Genomic DNA, 15,390 nt, shown 5'->3' on the forward strand with positions numbered 1-15,390 from the left:
AGGCTCGGTCGCAGGACGGCATTTCGACGCGCCGGGTTACCACCGGGGAGAACGCCATTGTCCGATTCAACCTTCGACGCGAACGCGACCGCCGCGATCCGTGGCGTCGACCCCGACCGTTGCCGCCCGCCCGGTCGCCTGGCGGAGCTCGTTGCCGGGGAGCAGCCGTCGGTCGCCCTCGCCGCGCTGCGGGCCGCGCTGACGCGGCCACTGGACACCGGCGGCCGGAGCACCGTGCTCGCGATGATCGCCACCGTCGCGGCGCGTACCGGACACCCGGATGCCGACGCCCTGCTGCGCGACGCCGGCACCGCGCACGCGGCGGTGGGTGATCCGTCGTCCGCTCGCCACCTCGCCCTCGGCCGGGCCGCCCGTTCCCTGTCGTACGGGGACCTACCGGGCGCCGACGCCGTGCTGGCAGTCCTGGATCCCGACGCCCCGACGGCACGGGAAGACGCCGCGTCGATCCGGGCGGAACGAATCCTCGTCCAACTCGGCCTCGGCCGACACGAGGACGCCCGAACGGCGGTCTGCCAGGCGTTCGACGCCACGACCGCGCCGGGCACCGCGGCGAGTAGCAGGCTGACCGCCCTGGACTGCCTGCGCATGGTCGCGGTGGGCGAGTTGCCCGAGGCGGCGGCGCTGGCCGCCACCACGCTCGGCTCGCAGGACATCAGCCAGGAGGTCCGTGCCCTGCTGGTCGCGGTGGTCGCCGAGGTCCGCTACCGCCGTGGCGAGGCCGACGCCGCGCGCGCGATCCTCCGCGCCGGCACCGGGCAACGGCGCTGGCCCGACAGTACGATGTGGACCGCCGCACTCTGTGTCGCCGTCCGCGACCCCGTGGTCGGCGAGCCGGCGCACGCGCTCGGTCAGGTCGTCGCCGACCTGCACCGGTCGGTCCGGCCGCTCCTGCCCGTCCCGCAGTTCGGCCCCCGACTGGTACGCGCGGCCGTGGCCGCCGACGACCCGCACGCCGCCCGACGGGTCACCGAACTGGTCGAAGGGGTGGCCGCGCGCACTCCCGTCCCGCTGTGGCGCGCGCTGGCCGACCAGACCAGGGGCCTGCTCGACCGCGACCCGGACGCGCTGCGCTCGGCGGTCGGCCGACTGCGCGCCACGGCCGCCCGGCCGGCGCTGGCGACGCGTTGCTCGACCTCGCGAACAGCCCCCGGCTGCGACCCGCGGAGGCGCGGGAGGCCGCGCACGAGGCGGCCGCGCTCTACGCCCGGATCGGCGCGCCCGGCGACCAGTCGATCGCCGACCGCCGGTACGTCGCGCTCGCTGCCGCCCCGCACCATTATCGACCTCCGAACGCGGGCCTGGGCCTGCTCACCCCCGCCGAGAAGCGGGTCGCCGAGATCCTGGCCGGGGGCGCCACCAAGAAGCAGGCGGCCGGGAGCCTCTTCGTCTCCTTCCACACCGTGGACACGCAGCTCCGGTCGATCTACCAGAAGCTCGGTATCAACAGTCGGCTCCAGTTGGTCCGAGCCTGGGATCGATACAAGGCGACCAGCAACTGACCTGTCCGCGCCTCGTGCCGCAGCCCGTCAGCGCGTGTCGGCCTGCCGCTGGGTGTCCCCCGGTCCGGGTTCCCCGCCCGCGGCCGAGTCCCCCACCAGCACGGACTCCCGGGCCTCCCGGCGTCCCTGCTCCCGAGCGAGGGCGAGCAGCCCGGCCAACCGCCGTCGACGACGGCGGACCGCGACCCGTACGCCGAGCAGCAGCGCGGCGAGCAGGAACAGCACCGCGAGCTGCGCCCACGGCACGATCCAGGTGGTGACGGCGCCGGACGCCTGCCGGAGATCCGCGCCATCCTGAGCGTCGCCCGGCAGGGCCGGAGTGGTGGTGACGGTCGTACGGAGCCGTCCCAGCGCCCAGACGCCGTCGACGCGGGCCTCGACCTGCCTGCTGCCGCCGGGGAGCAGTTCCTCGATCTCGCCGGTGACGTCGCGGTTGGAGAGGCCGAGGACGTCGGAGACCGCGACCCGCCCCGTGCCGGTGACCCAGACGTTGCCGTCGTTCGTCACGGTGTAGCGAACCCGGACCGTGCCACCGGCGAGAGGATTCCACGACGGGGTGTAGGTGACGGCGAGGCCCTGGACGGGCAGGCTCGCCCGGACCGTGCCGTTGACCCGCATCATGACTCGGAACCCGACGCGGCTCTCGACGTTGACCGTGCCCCCGGTGCTGGTGACGGTCGCCGCGACGCCGGCCGGATGGTCACCGGGAGTGGCGCCCCGGGGCACGGTGATCGTGAACGGCACCACCCTGGTCTCGTTGGGGCCGACGGTGACCTTCTCCTGCACGTCGATCCAGGTGCCACCGTCGACGGAGGGGCGGTCCGACGGCAGCATGTTGAAGCGGCCCTTGTCGGTGAGATAGCCGTCGGCGGCCTTCAGTGCGAAGGTGACGGCGGAGCGGCTGAAGTTCCGGACCGCCAGGTGCTCGGTCACGACCTGTCCCGGATCGACGGTTGCCGTGATCCATCGACGTTCGTCCGGGCCGCTCGCGGTGGCCGGCTGGACCGTCCAGGTCAGGGCCTTCGGGTCCGGGTCCGCCGCCGCCGCGGTCGGGGCGGCCGGAACGGCGAGGGCCGCGACGGCGAGGACGGTGAGCGCCCGGCGCAGCGGGGTGACGGACATGGCGACGGCCCTTCGACAGGGGGCTTGGCGGGGGCCCGGTCCGGACCCCCGCCGAGCCGCTACTCGAACAGTGAGAGCGTGAGCGTGGAGCTGTACTCGCCGGCGGCGACCTCCGCCGGGGCCCGCAGGTACAGGTCGGCGTTGACCGAGTACGAGTCGCTGGCGACGGCCGCGGAGTCGAACGCCGAGACCAGCAGCTCCTGGTCGACCAGGCCGACGTTGTTGCCGGGCAGGGTCTCCTCGTCGAGGACGGTCACCACCTCCTCGCCCTCGGTGACCAGACCGGTCTCCCCACCGTCGAGCAGGCGCGGCTTCCAACCGAAGTGGTCGGCGCTGATCGGCGGCTGACCGGCGCTGCCCGCGAAGTCGGTCGCGCTGCCCAGCACGGCCCAGCTCGCACCGTCGGGCACCTCGTCGGCGACGCGGGTGTCGGTGACCGTCACCGTCGGCAACGTACCGACGAACTGACGGACCAGCAGGGTCGAGCCGTCCTCGGACAACGCGACGGAGTCGCCCGCGATCGACAGGGCCAGCACGCCCGGCTCCCTGATCTCGTCGATGTCGACGGTCACCCGCACGCTGGCGTCGTCGTCGGGCTCGGCCATCGCGGGCGAGGGCAGCACCGCCGCCCCGACCAGCGCGGCGCCGGCGGCGCAGGCCGCGAGCAGGTGTCGTCGTCTATGGGTGTTCATGTGATCTCCGATCTCATCCGTGAAGGGTCATCCGCCGCAGGTGGCGGCGGGGTACTGCGCGGTCCGCACGGTCGTCACGTCCCTACCGCCGACCACACCGGTCACCCGGACCGTCGCCGTACCAGCCGCCACCGACACCGCACGCGAGTTGAACGACTGATAGACACTCGCCCCCGGTGCCACCGCCGCGAACGACCGACTCCCGTACGCCGTCTCCAACGCCACCCCGACCGGCCCATCCGAATCGTTACGCGCCCGCACCGCCACGTACGCCTTCCCACCCAGACACCGCGCCTGAGCCGTGACCGTCACGGGCAGCTCGGGCTCACCCGTGGCGGCTCCGAACGTCCAGGTGTCGATCTCGAAGAGGTCGGCGCCCGACGGGCCGGTGTAGGTGAAGTAGACGTCGTGCACGCCGGTGGCGCCCGAGAGGTCGGCGGTCACCTCGGCCCACTCGCCGTTCGGCGTGTCGACCGGGATCGTGCCGACCACGGGACCGTTGACGTCGTCCAGTCGTACCTCGATCTTCGCGCCGGCGGCGAGCGTCCGCACGCGGGTCGTCACGCTGCGCGCGCCGTTGTCGCCGAAGTCCACCGACGACAGTGCCGTCCAGTCCCCGTTGTCGATGTCGCGTACCACCAGGTTCGGCGCCGCGGCGCCGAACTGGGCGGAGGCATCGTCGACCTTCGCGGTCGCGACGCCCTTGCTCCAACCGAAGGTCTCGGCCTCGAAGACGCGGTACGGGTCGAAGTTGCGGACCTGGTCGACGCCGGCGTAGGTGCCGACGACCTGCTGGATCGTGCCGTCCGGGTTGAAGGTCAGTTCCTGGATGTGCGGGCTGCGGTACCCCTGGGTGGTGTTCCCGTTGATGCGCTTGTTCAACGTCGGGGCGTGGTACGTGAAGTAGTACCTGCCCCCGAACTCGAAGACCGACTGGTGGTTGTTGCCGCCCGTGCCGGCGCCGAAGAACTGCGACTGGTTCGGGAACAGCACGCCCGCGTAGGTCTCCTTCGGCCACGACATCGGGTTGTCGGAGATCAGGTAGCCGATCTGGCCGGCGCCCGGGTATCCGGGAAGCGGCTGCTGGTTGCCACCGAAGTCGTTGCCGCCGAAGTGCGAGGAGTACGAGAAGTAGTACTTGCCCGCACGCTTGAAGACGTGGCCGGCCTCGAAGGCGACCGGGGCGTCGACCACCGCGGCCGTCCCCTCGGTGGAGACCATGTTGTCGCCGAGTTCGATCGCCCGGATGTTCTTCGGGTTGTTGAACCGCTCGGCCGGCGGCATGCTCGTCGACGCGGGACCACCACCGAAGTAGAGGTACGGCTGACCGTCGTCGTCCACGAACGGCGCCGGGTCGAACTTCCAGGCGACGTCCTCGGCGCCGGGGGTGCTGCCGTTGATCAGCGTGCTCGTACGCTCGCTGGTCCACGGGCCGAGCGGTGACGCTCCCGTGATCACGTTGCTGGAGCCGCCGCCGTTGGCGTAGTAGAGGAAGAACTTTTCCTGGCCGTTCACCACCTTTCTGGTGATGCCGGGCGCCCACGAGTTGGCGGTGAACGGCGCGACGCCGTTCGGGCCCGCGACCTGGATCTCGCCGTGATCCGTCCAGTTCACGAGGTCCTCCGAGGAGATGACCGTGATCTGGTTGATGTTGCCGTAGTTGATGCCCGGCGAGACGCCCGTAGCGGGGTCGGGGGCGTAGCCCTGGGTGTCGTTGGTCATGTACATGTACACCCGGCCGTCGTGCACGAACCCGAAGCCGTCGGCGCCGAACTTGTGTCCGATCAACGGGTTGTGCTCCCCCGGCAGCTTGCCGACGACCTCGATGGTCTTCGACGCGCCGCGGGCGGGGCGGCGCCGACCACCGACACGTCATCGAGTGTGAAGTCCATGAGGTGCAGGTCCGGGTCGGTGGAGGGAGTGCTCGTCCACGGCGTCTCGAAGAACAGCCGGGCCGTCGACACGTTCTGCTCGGCGGGGATCGTGAACGTCCCGTTGAACTGCGCCCACTGGCCCTTCGTCGCCGTCACGCTGACGAGGTTGGTGTAGGTGGCGGCGCCGTAGTGCATCGTGGCGAAGAACTGCTTGGTGGCCGGCCCGCTCGGGTTCTCGTACTTGATGCGGGCCGTGAGGACGTACGTCTGCCCGGCCTGCACCTTGCCGCTGAGATCCTGCATGGGCCCGGATCCGGTGGTCGTCCGGTTGGTGACGAGCGCGGCGCTCGATCCGGAGTAGGCGTCCGACGTGACCGAGAGAGCCGCACTGTCGGAGGCGTTTCCGTTGTTGACGAACCAGTTCGCGGTGCCCTGCTCGAAGCCGCCGTTGACGACAAGATCCGTTTCGGCGGCCTGGACGGGTGCCGCCCCGGCGACGATTCCTGCGGCCAGCAGCACGCCGACCGATGCGATCGCGGCGACCCGTCCTCGGGTCGCGCGTCGCTGTGGTTGTTCCACGAGGCATCCTCCTTCATCTCTGACGTGCGGTCATCGGTGTACGGGGATCGGTGGGGTGGACGCTCGGAGGTCAGGGTCGGTCACGCCACCGGCGCGAACGGGGCCGGCGGCGCGGGACAGGACCGGCCGTTCCGCGCGCCGGGCGGTCGTGCCGTGGTGGCGGTGCCCGGTGCGCCGGGAACCCGTGCCGGGGTTATCCGCCGCAGGTGGCGGCGGGGTGCTGCACGGTCCGCACGGTCGTCACGTCCCTACCGCCGACCACACCGGTCACCCGGACCGTCGCCGTACCAGCCGCCACCGACACCGCCCGCGAGTTGAACGACTGATAGACACTCGCCCCCGGCGCCACCGCCGCGAACGACCGACTCCCGTACGCCGTCTCCAACGCCACCCCGACCGGCCCATCCGAATCGTTACGCGCCCGCACCGCCACGTACGCCTTCCCACCCAGACACCGCGCCTGAGCCGTGACCGTCACGGGCAACGCCGCGAGCACTCCGAGCCGGGCCAGTTGGTAGCTGAGTGCCCGCTCCGGCGCGTCGATCTGGTTCTGGGTGCCGAAGTGTCCGGCCCGCGCCGACCTGGCCGCCGTGAGCGCGGACTGTGCCGCGGCCCAGGCGTCGGCCGGGTAGTGGCGCCCGTCGAGGCTCTCGGCGTGGGCGATGGCAGCGTCGAGGGCGCTGGTGTCCAGTGGCCGGGCCTGCGCGGTCAGCGTGTCGCTGAGCAGGTAGTGGTCGAAGTCGACCCGTCCGCCGGTCTCCTGGGTCGCGTAGTTGAACAGTCCGACCCGGTGACCCATGAAGTGCGCGAGGCTGCGTCCAGCGTCTGCGGCCCGACGCGGTCGCCCAGACGAGTCCACTGCTGCCCGTCCAGGCTGTAGTAGAACGTCGTCCACAACTGGCCCACCGGCGAGGCGAAGTCGAGGTCCGCCTTCACGTGCACCTCGGTGGCGGCACCGAGCGGCACCGTCGTGCCCGGTAGGAAGGTCTCCAGCGTCGACTGGTCGAGGTCGACCGCGAACGGCTGCACCCGGTTGACGACGCCCAGCGTGTTGACGCCGCCGACGCGCTTGACCGCCACGTACGAGAATCCGCGGTTGTAGGCGGCCAGGCCCGCGACGTCGCCGTTTCGCATCCCGGAGATGTCCATCCGGGTCTCCACCGACTGCCGTGGCCCGAACGTCCGCTGGGAGAGCGTGTTGCGGGCCTCCTCGAACCACGCCAGCTCGGCCCGGTTGGACAGTTTCGTGTAGACGTACTGGCCGGTGACCACCTTGCCGGCGGTCAACCGCAGCCAGCCGTCACGGTCGGTGAGCGACCAGTACCGGTTGTCGGGGGCGTGGTTCCACTCCCACGCCAGGTCCAGCCGCGATCCGTTGGGTCTGATCTCCGCCTCGTCGAGCGGCGCGGGCACGGTCCACTGTTCGTCCTGGTACGCCCTGTGCGGCGCGTCGTTGGCGAAGTCGTCCGAGGCGACGATGCTCTTCTGTCGTTCGAACACCTCCTCCGCCGGGCTGAGCTGGATCGGCTTGTCGAACAGGCCGTTGACCGGTACGACACCGTCGGTGCCGAAGGTGGGCCACCCGTCCTGCCAGGTGGCGGGAATGAGCGCCGGGATCCGCCCGATCGGGAAGGTGTCGCGGAAGAACATGCCGTGCCAGTCGGTCCCGCCACCCGGGCGGCTGATCGGCACCAGGCTGCCCTGCGCGAAGCCGTTGGAGTTGAGCACCCCACGCGCCTCGTAGGTGTTCACCCCGCCGGCTGAGGTGTAGCGGCCGAGCAGGTTCTTCGACCGGAACATGACGACCTGGCGGCCCTGCCCGGACGGCCAGGTGATGATGACGGCGTAGTACCAGCCGTCGATGCGATAGAACTGCGCGCCCTCGAACAGGCCGCCGATGAACGGCTGCCCGGCGTAGTCGCCCGCCGTGAAGATGTTCGGATAGTCCTGCTCGATGGCCGTCAGATCGGCGTTGAGGCGTACGGCGCTGGTGCCGCCGGAGCCGTAGAAGATGTACGGCGTGCCGTCGACGTCGAAGAACAGCGACGGGTCGTGCAGGCCGCGGCCGAGGGCGGTGCGCTGCCAGGCGCCGTTCTCGATGTCGTCGGTGCGGTAGAGGTACGCCCCGTTGAGGTTGTTGGTGTTGAAGGCGACGTAGAACATGCCGTCGTGGTAACGCAGCGACGACGCCCACTGACCCTGGCCGTACGAGTTCTGGCCGTTGCGCAGTGAGAAGGAGTCACCGATGCTCGCCCGGTCGAAGACGTAGTTGACGATTTCCCAGTTCACGAGGTCGTAGGACTTCATGATCGGCGCACCCGGGCTCAGGTGCATCGTCGTGCTGATCATGTAGTAGATGTCGCGGCCCTCGTCGTTCTCGGCGGCCGGCACGCGTTCCACGCTGATGTCCGGCACGTCGGCGTTGAGCAGCGGCACCGAGTACGTGCCGGCGCCGGTGTCGGTCGAGGTGTACGACGATCGGGGCGACCACTGGTCGGCGGCGTGCGCGACGGCGGGCGTGCTCACCAGGCTGGCACCGACGAGCACGGCAACCGATGCGAGCGTGCGCAACGGACCGGGCCGTCGGGTGTGCACGGTGGACCCGAGCCGGTCCAGCGCACCGGCGACACAGTGGAGCGCGGCGATCAGTCTGGTCGACGTTGGCCTGCGGGAAGGGCTGGGGACACGCGAGCGGGTCGGCGCGACCAAGGTGGGCTCCAAACGCGAGGTGGCGTGGAGGCCATCGTGTTATCGCTAACAATGCCTGTCAAGACAATCAATGAAACCTGCCCGAAGTGTCCCCGTAACACCTGCGGGCGCCGCCCGCCCGGCAGGCGGCGTCGCCGCCCGTCAGGCTTCGGTGTCGTGGCCGCTCGCCGGAAGGGTCGCCACGCTGCGGCCCAGCGCGGTTCGGAACTCCCGGTATCCGTCGGCGCCGAGCGCGTCGGAGAGCCTCTGCTCGATCTGGTCGACGACACCGTCGGAGATTTCCATGAACCGGAGCCCCCGTTCGGTCGGCACGATCAGCTTTGCCCGGCGGTCGGCCGGGTCGGGCGTACGTCGGACGTAGCCCAGTCGCTCCAGTTCGTCGAGGATCGCGCCCATCGTCTGCTTGTTCCGTCCGGCCAGCCGGGCGAGTTCGCCGGGGCGGGTGCCCTCCGGGTCCAGGTACGCGAGCACCGCGCCGTGGCGGGGCCGGGCGTCGTCGAACCCCTGCTCCGCGACACGCGTGAAGATCTCGCGCTGGACGCCCGCGGACAGCTGCACGGCCAGGATGCCGAGATCGGGGTCCTGCTCCTTGCGTGTGCTGCGCTTCATATTTTGGTCCAATCATTGGACGGTACAAGTTTTGGACTATATCGTCTGTCCGGTGACCAGCGGCCCGACCACGGTCCGCGTAACCGGGAGGACACCCCCATGACCATTCTGATCACCGGAGCGACGGGCACCGTGTCGAGGGAGGTGCTACGGGAACTCGCCGGCAGGCAGCCGGTACGTGCCCTCGTGCGGGACGCCTCGCGCGCACCCCAGCTCGACGGCGTCGATTACGTCGTCGGCGACCTGGACAGCCCCACCACGCTGACCCCGGCGTTCGAGGGCGTGACGACGCTGTGGCTGCTGACGCCGATGGGTCCGATGGCACCGAGCCAGAGCATGAACGCCGTGTGGGCCGCCCGGCAGGCCGGGGTGCGGCACATCGTCCGGCTCTCCGCCATCGGCGCCGCACACGACGCGCCCACCCGCAACGGACGACTGCACGCGCTCTCCGACGCCGAATTGCAGGAATCCGGCATCCCCTGGACGATCCTGCGTCCCAGCTACTTCATGCAGAACCTGCTCGCCTCCAAGGCCGGGGAGCACCTCTACGGGCTCTTCGGCGACGCCCGGGTCGGCCTCATCGACGCACGGGACATCGCCGCGGTCGGAGCCGAGATCCTCGCCGCGCCCGAACGACACGAGGGCGTGATCTACACACCCACCGGTCCGGAGAGCATCAGCCTCGACCAGGCGGCGCAGGACATCGCTCGTACGCTCGGACAGCCGGTGCGCTACGTACCGCAGAGCCCCGAACAGGCACGCGACGCTCTGCTCCATGCGGGCCTCGACCAGTGGTCGGCGGAGGTCCTCGCCGAGTACCGGGTCGCCTACGGCTCCGGTTGGGGCGACTTCACCAACGACCACGTCGCCCGGGTCGCCGGCCGGCCGCCGCGCGGCTTCGCCGAGTTCGTCCGCGACCATCGCGAGCACTTCGCCAGCGCCTGATCCCGGCCCTGTCGCGACCTGCCCTTCGGTGCAGTCTCACCGAAGGGCGCGTCGCGCGGTGGCGACGCTGCCGGCTCGGTCGTGACGAGCGCACGGGCCACCGGTTACCGGAGGTCCTCGTCGTTCAGGGCGGACGCGGCGTCGCGTGTCGCCGTGCGGAAGCGCTGTTGGTAGGCCCGTGGCGAGACCCCGACCCGCGCGAGGAACATCCGGCGCAAGGTCTCCGGGCTGCCCACGCCGACCTGTCGGGCACAGGCGGTGACCGACTGGCCCGCGTGCAACAGCCGGATGGCCGCGTCGACACGCACGCCCTCCACGTACCTGCCGGGGCTGCTGCCGACCTCCTGCCGGAACATCCGGGAGAGGTGCCGGGGGCTGACGTGCGCCCGGGCGGCGAGCGCCGGCACCGAATGGTCGTCGGCCGGGTCGGCGGCCACCGCGTCGGTCACCTGCCGTAGTACGGGACTGCTGGGCCGGGGCAGGGTCAGCGAGGGCGAGAACTGTGACTGACCGCCCGGCCGCTGCAGGAACACGACGAGCGACTGCGCGACCGATCGCGCCACCTCCTCGCCGTGGTCACGCTCCACGAGGGCCAGGGCGAGGTCGATGCCCGCGGAAACGCCCGCCGAGGTGAAGATCGTCCCGTCCTCCACGAAGATCGCGTCGGGCTCCACCCGCACCCGGGGAAACGCGGCGGCGAGCAGACGGGCGTGCCGCCAGTGCGTCGTGGCCCGACGGCCGTCCAGCAGGCCGGCCGCGGCCAGCACGAACGCGCCGGTGCAGACCGACGCGGTACGGGCGGCACGGCGTGACAGCGACGCCGCCGCGGCCCTGAGGTCGGAGCTGATCGGGGCCGTCGGCAGGGAGTCGCCGCCGACCACCAGGGCCGTCCCGACGTCCGTCGCCGACTCGACGGCACCGTCGACGGGGACGCGCATGCCGGTCGAGGAGCGGACCGGGGCACCGTCGCTGGACAGCACCTCCAACTCGTACCGGGCGCCGAATCTGGCGGCTTCCGCGAACACCTCGAAGGGTCCGGCGAGGTCCAGCATCTTCATTCCGTCGAAGACGAGGGCAGAGACCCGATGCACCCGTTTAGCATGGTTCGTCACCGTTTGCACCCCTCCGGCCTGTCCCGATCCGAGGGAAGCATGGCAGACAGGACAGGGCGGCGGACGGCCTCGTCGAGTGACGCTTGACGCATCGGAGCGCGCCACGGGCTCCCGGACCGACAGGAAGTCATGATCCAGACAATCGCGGGGATCGAGATCCCCGACTCGCAGCTCGCCAACGACGCCACCGACCTGGTCCGTGCGGCCACCGACGACCTGCTGTTCCACCACTCCCGACGGGTCTTCGTCTTCGGCTCCCTCCAGGGCCGGCGACTCGGGCTGAAGGCCGACCCCGAGCTGCTCTACGTGGGGGCGATGTTCCACGACCTGGGTCTGACCGAGCGCTACCGTCGCGACGACCAGCGCTTCGAGTTGGACGGCGCGGACGAGGCACGCAGTTTCCTCCGCTCACACGGGATCGGCGAGCACGAGGCGCGGCTCGTGTGGGAGGCGATCGCCCTGCACACCACGCCCGAGGTGCCCTACCGACTGGAGCCCGAGGTCGCCCTTGTCACCGCGGGCGTCGAGACGGACGTGCTCGGCATCGGCTACCGGGAGCTGTCCCCCGCCGACATCGCCGCGGTGACCGCGGCGCACCCGCGGCCGAACTTCAAACGCGCCATCGTCGACGCGTTCGCCGACGGTTTCCGGCACCGGCCGGACACCACGTTCGGGACCGTCAACGGCGACGTCCTCGAGCACCGCGTGCCGGGTTACCGCCACATCGACTTCGTCCGGGTCATCGAGGAGTCCGCCTGGCCGGAGTGAGCTGTCCGAGTTCGGGGTGGCCGAAGAGTCCCGGCAGTCCGCCGGTGTGCAGAAAGACCACCCTGTCGCCGTGCGGAAAGCTGCCGGCCAGCAGCGCCGCCATCGCCCGACCCGTGTACGTCGGATCCAGGAACACGCCCTCCTCGCGGGCGGTCTCGTACAGGGCCGCCCGCACGGCGTCGGTGACCACGCCGTAACCCGCGCCCACCTGCGATCCGTCGATGCGCAACGCGCCCGGCTCGACCTGGCCGTCAAGCAGCCCGGCGACGGTGGCACGGGGGTCGGGCACCGCGCCCGTGTCCACCCCGACCACCCGCTCGGCGCCCATTTCACGTACCAGTCCGGCCATCGTGCCGCCCGAGCCGAGCGCCACCACGACCTCCGCACCGTCGATGTCCGGCACCTGGGCGCGCAGTTCCCGGCCGCAGTCCACGTAGCCCTGTACCGATGCGGACGAGGTGCCGCCGAACGGAATGACGTACGCCGACCGTCTCTCCGCCTCAACCGCCACCACCTCGGCGAGCGGCCGGTCTCCGCTCCAGACGATCTCCGCGCCGGCCAGCTCGTCGAGGAGCAGGTTGCCGCGTCGGTCCGGGGCGGGCGGACCGCCGAGCACCAGCACGCAGGCGAGACCCAGCCGCGCGGCCGCCGCGGCGGTCAGCCGCGCGTGGTTGCTCTGCGGCGCCCCTGAGGTGATCACCGTGGTCGCACCGACGCGACCGCCTGCGCGCACGTGTAGCGCAGTTTGCGGATCTTGTTGCCACCTCCGCCGAGCCCACCGAGGTCGTCGCGCTTGAACCACAGGCCAGACCCAGCCGGGCGGCGAGGCGGGGCGCGGCCTCCAGCGGGGTCGGCCACGTACCGAGGGAGACAGGAGTCGTCATCCGCACAGCTAATCACCCCGCTTCCGATGCGCGGCTTCCCGATCCGAGCGACACAGCCGCCCCCGCCGCCGAGTCCGAGGGGTGTGAGGTGGTGCTGACCCGTCCGCGCCACGCCGGCCCCGGACGCCGGCTGGTTTGACGTCCGGCGCAGGCGGGTAGTGTGACTGTCGGGTCAAGACATGCGCCCTCCAGTGGTCAACCCTGCCTCGGCACGTAGCCCGGCGGGTGGCCACCCTCCTTGAGGGCGGAGCCAGCATGTGACAGACCAGTTCCCGGATCTCCGGCCGTCGCCACCCGACGTGCGCACACCGATCATGTCCCTGGCCTTGACTCGCGACGGCTCCACCAGTCTGATCAGCGTCGCCGGTGAGATCGACATGAGCAACGCCCACCTGCTCACCGAGCTGGTGGAATTTCTCTGCCGGACGCCCGTACCTCTGATCGCGCTGGACCTGTCGGCGGTCCGCTTCCTCGGCGCACACGGGGTCACCGCCCTGCTCCAGGCCAGCAAACTCACCACCACGGCCGGGGCCCGGCTCACGGTGCGTGCCCCCTCGCCATTCGTGCTTCGCGTCCTCGGCGTGGCCGGGGTGCTGCCCCACCTGAACCTCGACGGCGCACCCCGGGCGTCCGGCGCCGCGCTCACGGACGTCGTCTGGCGAACTGCACGGCCCCGACCAGCGCGGACGTCCACAGACCGCGTGGCCTGACACGGCCCACATTCCCCCAGCTCAAGGAGAGACATGTTCAATCCACTGGATCACAAGGGAATCCCACTGGAGAGTCAGCTCCGCAACTGGCGTGAGTTGAACGTCGAGCCGATCGACCCGGAGGCGGTCGACCCGTACACCCGGTGTCGGATCATCACGATGAACGGCATCGAGGTTGAGGCGATCAATTTCCAGCATCAGTTCGCCCGTAACTGTCCGGATCAGGAGGTCCGCCGGCAGCTGGCCTACGTCCGCTATGTGGAGAGTCAGCAGCAGCGGGTGGTGAACTGGCTGCTGCCCGGCGTGGCCAGTGTGCTGGAGACGACGCTGGGCTACGAGCAGGTCGCCGTGGACCTCACCGCCTGGGTGGCCCGGCACGAACCGGACCCCTACCTCAAGCAGGCCTACGAGTTCGGTGTGCTGGAGGACTTCGACCACCTGTACCGCTACGCCAACCTCTACGAGATGGTCGAACGGCGCAAGGCGGAGAAGATCGTCGACGGCCTCACCGAGGTCATGCCCGGACGGCCGACCGTGATCGAGCACCGGCACCCCTTCGACGAGGTCCGCACCCCCTACGACCGTAACTCGGTGGACCCCCGCTCCAAACTGCACGCCTTGACGATCCTCTCGGCCGAGCAGCAGGTGATGTTCTACTACATGAACGTCGGCCCCCAGTACATGGAACCCATCGCCCGGCAGCTCTACCAGGAGATCAGCCTGATCGAGCAGGAACACGTCACCCACTACGAGTCGCTGCTCGACCCGGGCGAGAACTGGTGGGAACGGCTACTCACCCACGAGTACAACGAATGCTGGCTCTACTACTCCTTCCTCCAACAGGAAAGCGACCCCCGGATCAAGGCCATCTGGGAGCTGCACCTACAGATGGAACTGGCCCACCTCCAACAGGCCGCCGACCTGCTACGCCGCCACGACGGCCGGGAACCCGAGGAGATCGTCGGCAGCGCCGGACTACCCGAGCCGCTGACCTTCGAGCCGAACAAGGACTACCTGCGCCACCTGCTGGCCACCCAGATCGACGTGAACAAACTCGGCGAGGGATACGTCCGCGACGCCCACGAACGCTTCGAGTGGATGCAGCAGCAACTGCACGACGGCCAGAAGCCACCCAGCGAGCAGGTCATCGACATGCACCGGGAACGCTTCGGCGACGAGTACCGCATCGAAACCGAAGGACTTCACCCGGTCGAGTCGCTGCGTTCCCGGGGAGGCAGCCATGCCTGACACCCATCCCCCCGCCACGCCGGGCCCCGAGGAGGACGTGGTCGACCTGCTGCTCGCCCAACACGCCCAGGTCGAGCACCTCTTCCTCCTCGTCATCGGCAGCACCGGCGACACCAGACGCGACGCCTTCGACGACCTGGTCAAGCTGCTCGCCGCCCACGAAACCGCCGAGGAGGAAGTCATCCATCCGCTCTCCCGCAGCCTGCCGGGCGGCGGCGGCGACGCCATGGTCGACGACCGGCTCGAGGAGGAGCGGCAGGCGAAGGAGACGCTGCAAACACTGATCGCGGGCGGCGTGGACGCCGACGGCTTCGACACCGGCATCATCCTGCTGCGCGACGCCGTACTCACCCACGCTCGCTACGAGGAGCGCTACGAGTTCACGCAGCTACGCCAGCACGTCCCCGCCGACCGGCTGCGGAGCCTCGCCGCCACCGTCCGGGCGGCGGAGAAGACCGCACCGACCCGACCACACCCCAGCACCCAGTCGGCGAAGGGCAACCTGGCCGCCGGGCCGGCGCTGGCGGTCATCGACCGGGTCCGGGACGCGGTGCGCAAACCCTCGGCCAGCTGAGCCGCGCCGCCTGCTCGGCGAAAGGGCCGCCCGTGCCTCGGCAC

Annotated in this window: 16 protein-coding genes; 6 read left to right on the forward strand and 10 right to left on the reverse strand. The window is 70.5% G+C overall.

Annotated elements, in window-relative coordinates:
• Positions 1–393 precede the first annotated feature (393 nt).
• Positions 394–891 (reverse strand): hypothetical protein, encoded by a 498-nt coding sequence (locus JNW91_RS04990; RefSeq protein ID WP_203173753.1) that lies wholly within the window; start codon positions 889–891, stop codon positions 394–396.
• Between the two features lie 254 nt (positions 892–1,145).
• On the opposite strand from JNW91_RS04990, the gene JNW91_RS04995 reads away from it, so the two are divergent.
• Positions 1,146–1,520, forward strand: a complete 375-nt coding sequence (locus JNW91_RS04995) for a helix-turn-helix transcriptional regulator (protein ID WP_203173754.1) — start codon at positions 1,146–1,148, stop codon at positions 1,518–1,520.
• 27 nt (positions 1,521–1,547) lie between these two features.
• On the opposite strand, the gene JNW91_RS05000 is transcribed toward JNW91_RS04995, so the two are convergent.
• From JNW91_RS05000 to JNW91_RS05020, 7 genes are all read right to left on the reverse strand, one after another.
• A complete protein-coding gene (locus JNW91_RS05000) occupies positions 1,548–2,642 on the reverse strand; it encodes a COG1470 family protein (protein WP_203173755.1) in 1,095 nt (364 codons plus the stop codon).
• A gap of 59 nt (positions 2,643–2,701) precedes the next feature.
• Positions 2,702–3,334, reverse strand: coding sequence for a hypothetical protein (locus JNW91_RS05005; RefSeq protein WP_203173756.1), 633 nt, complete (start codon positions 3,332–3,334; stop codon positions 2,702–2,704).
• 27 nt (positions 3,335–3,361) lie between these two features.
• Positions 3,362–5,122: a glycoside hydrolase family 43 protein gene (locus tag JNW91_RS05010; protein WP_238424374.1), complete on the reverse strand. Its 1,761-nt coding sequence runs from the start codon at positions 5,120–5,122 to the stop codon at positions 3,362–3,364.
• Positions 5,119–5,787, reverse strand: coding sequence for a carbohydrate binding domain-containing protein (locus JNW91_RS31855; protein WP_309244233.1), 669 nt, complete (start codon positions 5,785–5,787; stop codon positions 5,119–5,121). The genes JNW91_RS05010 and JNW91_RS31855 overlap by 4 nt, the downstream gene beginning before the upstream one ends.
• Before the next feature lie 193 nt (positions 5,788–5,980).
• A complete protein-coding gene (locus JNW91_RS31860) occupies positions 5,981–6,586 on the reverse strand; it encodes a hypothetical protein (protein ID WP_238424375.1) in 606 nt (201 codons plus the stop codon).
• Positions 6,496–8,334, reverse strand: coding sequence for a glycoside hydrolase family 43 protein (locus tag JNW91_RS05015; protein ID WP_309244234.1), 1,839 nt, complete (start codon positions 8,332–8,334; stop codon positions 6,496–6,498). Before JNW91_RS05015 ends, JNW91_RS31860 begins: the two co-directional genes overlap by 91 nt.
• Positions 8,335–8,637: 303 nt before the next feature.
• Entirely contained in the window at positions 8,638–9,105 is a 468-nt protein-coding gene (locus JNW91_RS05020) for a MarR family winged helix-turn-helix transcriptional regulator (RefSeq protein WP_203173757.1), read from the reverse strand.
• Positions 9,106–9,204: 99 nt separating this feature from the next.
• Between JNW91_RS05020 and JNW91_RS05025 the strand changes: the two genes are divergently transcribed.
• Positions 9,205–10,050 carry an SDR family oxidoreductase gene (locus tag JNW91_RS05025; RefSeq protein ID WP_203173758.1) on the forward strand — a complete coding sequence of 282 codons (846 nt, stop codon included), beginning with the start codon at positions 9,205–9,207 and terminating at the stop codon, positions 10,048–10,050.
• Between the two features lie 104 nt (positions 10,051–10,154).
• Here the strand turns inward: JNW91_RS05025 and JNW91_RS05030 are convergent, their stop codons facing one another.
• On the reverse strand, positions 10,155–11,141 hold the full coding sequence (locus JNW91_RS05030; RefSeq protein ID WP_309244235.1) for a GlxA family transcriptional regulator: 987 nt from the start codon (positions 11,139–11,141) through the stop codon (positions 10,155–10,157).
• Positions 11,142–11,291: 150 nt separating this feature from the next.
• Here JNW91_RS05030 and JNW91_RS05035 point away from each other — a divergent pair, with 150 nt between their 5' ends.
• On the forward strand, positions 11,292–11,930 hold the full coding sequence (locus JNW91_RS05035) for an HD domain-containing protein (RefSeq protein WP_203173759.1): 639 nt from the start codon (positions 11,292–11,294) through the stop codon (positions 11,928–11,930).
• Here the strand turns inward: JNW91_RS05035 and JNW91_RS05040 are convergent.
• Positions 11,902–12,630, reverse strand: a complete 729-nt coding sequence (locus tag JNW91_RS05040; RefSeq protein WP_309244236.1) for a pyridoxal-phosphate dependent enzyme — start codon at positions 12,628–12,630, stop codon at positions 11,902–11,904. The two genes, JNW91_RS05035 and JNW91_RS05040, sit on opposite strands and share 29 nt — an antisense overlap.
• Before the next feature lie 441 nt (positions 12,631–13,071).
• Between JNW91_RS05040 and JNW91_RS05045 the strand changes: the two genes are divergently transcribed.
• Genes JNW91_RS05045 through JNW91_RS05055 form a run of 3 tightly spaced genes read left to right on the forward strand, consistent with a single transcriptional unit; the run spans position 13,072 to position 15,346 of the window.
• On the forward strand, positions 13,072–13,524 hold the full coding sequence (locus JNW91_RS05045; RefSeq protein ID WP_203173760.1) for an STAS domain-containing protein: 453 nt from the start codon (positions 13,072–13,074) through the stop codon (positions 13,522–13,524).
• A 33-nt stretch (positions 13,525–13,557) separates the two neighbouring features.
• The gene (locus JNW91_RS05050) at positions 13,558–14,772 is read left to right on the forward strand and encodes a hypothetical protein (protein ID WP_203173761.1); all 1,215 of its coding nucleotides are present in this window, start codon (positions 13,558–13,560) and stop codon (positions 14,770–14,772) included.
• Positions 14,765–15,346 (forward strand): hemerythrin domain-containing protein, encoded by a 582-nt coding sequence (locus JNW91_RS05055; protein ID WP_203173762.1) that lies wholly within the window; start codon positions 14,765–14,767, stop codon positions 15,344–15,346. The genes JNW91_RS05050 and JNW91_RS05055 overlap by 8 nt, the downstream gene beginning before the upstream one ends.
• Positions 15,347–15,390 lie beyond the last annotated feature (44 nt).

Source organism: Micromonospora parastrephiae, from assembly GCF_016802865.1.
Classification (GTDB): domain Bacteria; phylum Actinomycetota; class Actinomycetes; order Mycobacteriales; family Micromonosporaceae; genus Micromonospora; species Micromonospora parastrephiae.

What these genes read in the sequence shown, in the direction of transcription:
- JNW91_RS05050 (WP_203173761.1), top strand. Translation starts at nt 13,558, where the DNA reads ATGTTCAATCCACTGGATCACAAGGGAATCCCACTGGAGAGTCAGCTC.
- JNW91_RS31860 (WP_238424375.1), bottom strand. Translation starts at nt 6,586, where the DNA reads ATGGGTCACCGGGTCGGACTGTTCAACTACGCGACCCAGGAGACCGGC.
- JNW91_RS05055 (WP_203173762.1), top strand. Translation starts at nt 14,765, where the DNA reads ATGCCTGACACCCATCCCCCCGCCACGCCGGGCCCCGAGGAGGACGTG.
- JNW91_RS05000 (WP_203173755.1), bottom strand. Translation starts at nt 2,642, where the DNA reads ATGTCCGTCACCCCGCTGCGCCGGGCGCTCACCGTCCTCGCCGTCGCG.
- JNW91_RS05025 (WP_203173758.1), top strand. Translation starts at nt 9,205, where the DNA reads ATGACCATTCTGATCACCGGAGCGACGGGCACCGTGTCGAGGGAGGTG.
- JNW91_RS05035 (WP_203173759.1), top strand. Translation starts at nt 11,292, where the DNA reads ATGATCCAGACAATCGCGGGGATCGAGATCCCCGACTCGCAGCTCGCC.
- JNW91_RS05005 (WP_203173756.1), bottom strand. Translation starts at nt 3,334, where the DNA reads ATGAACACCCATAGACGACGACACCTGCTCGCGGCCTGCGCCGCCGGC.
- JNW91_RS05020 (WP_203173757.1), bottom strand. Translation starts at nt 9,105, where the DNA reads ATGAAGCGCAGCACACGCAAGGAGCAGGACCCCGATCTCGGCATCCTG.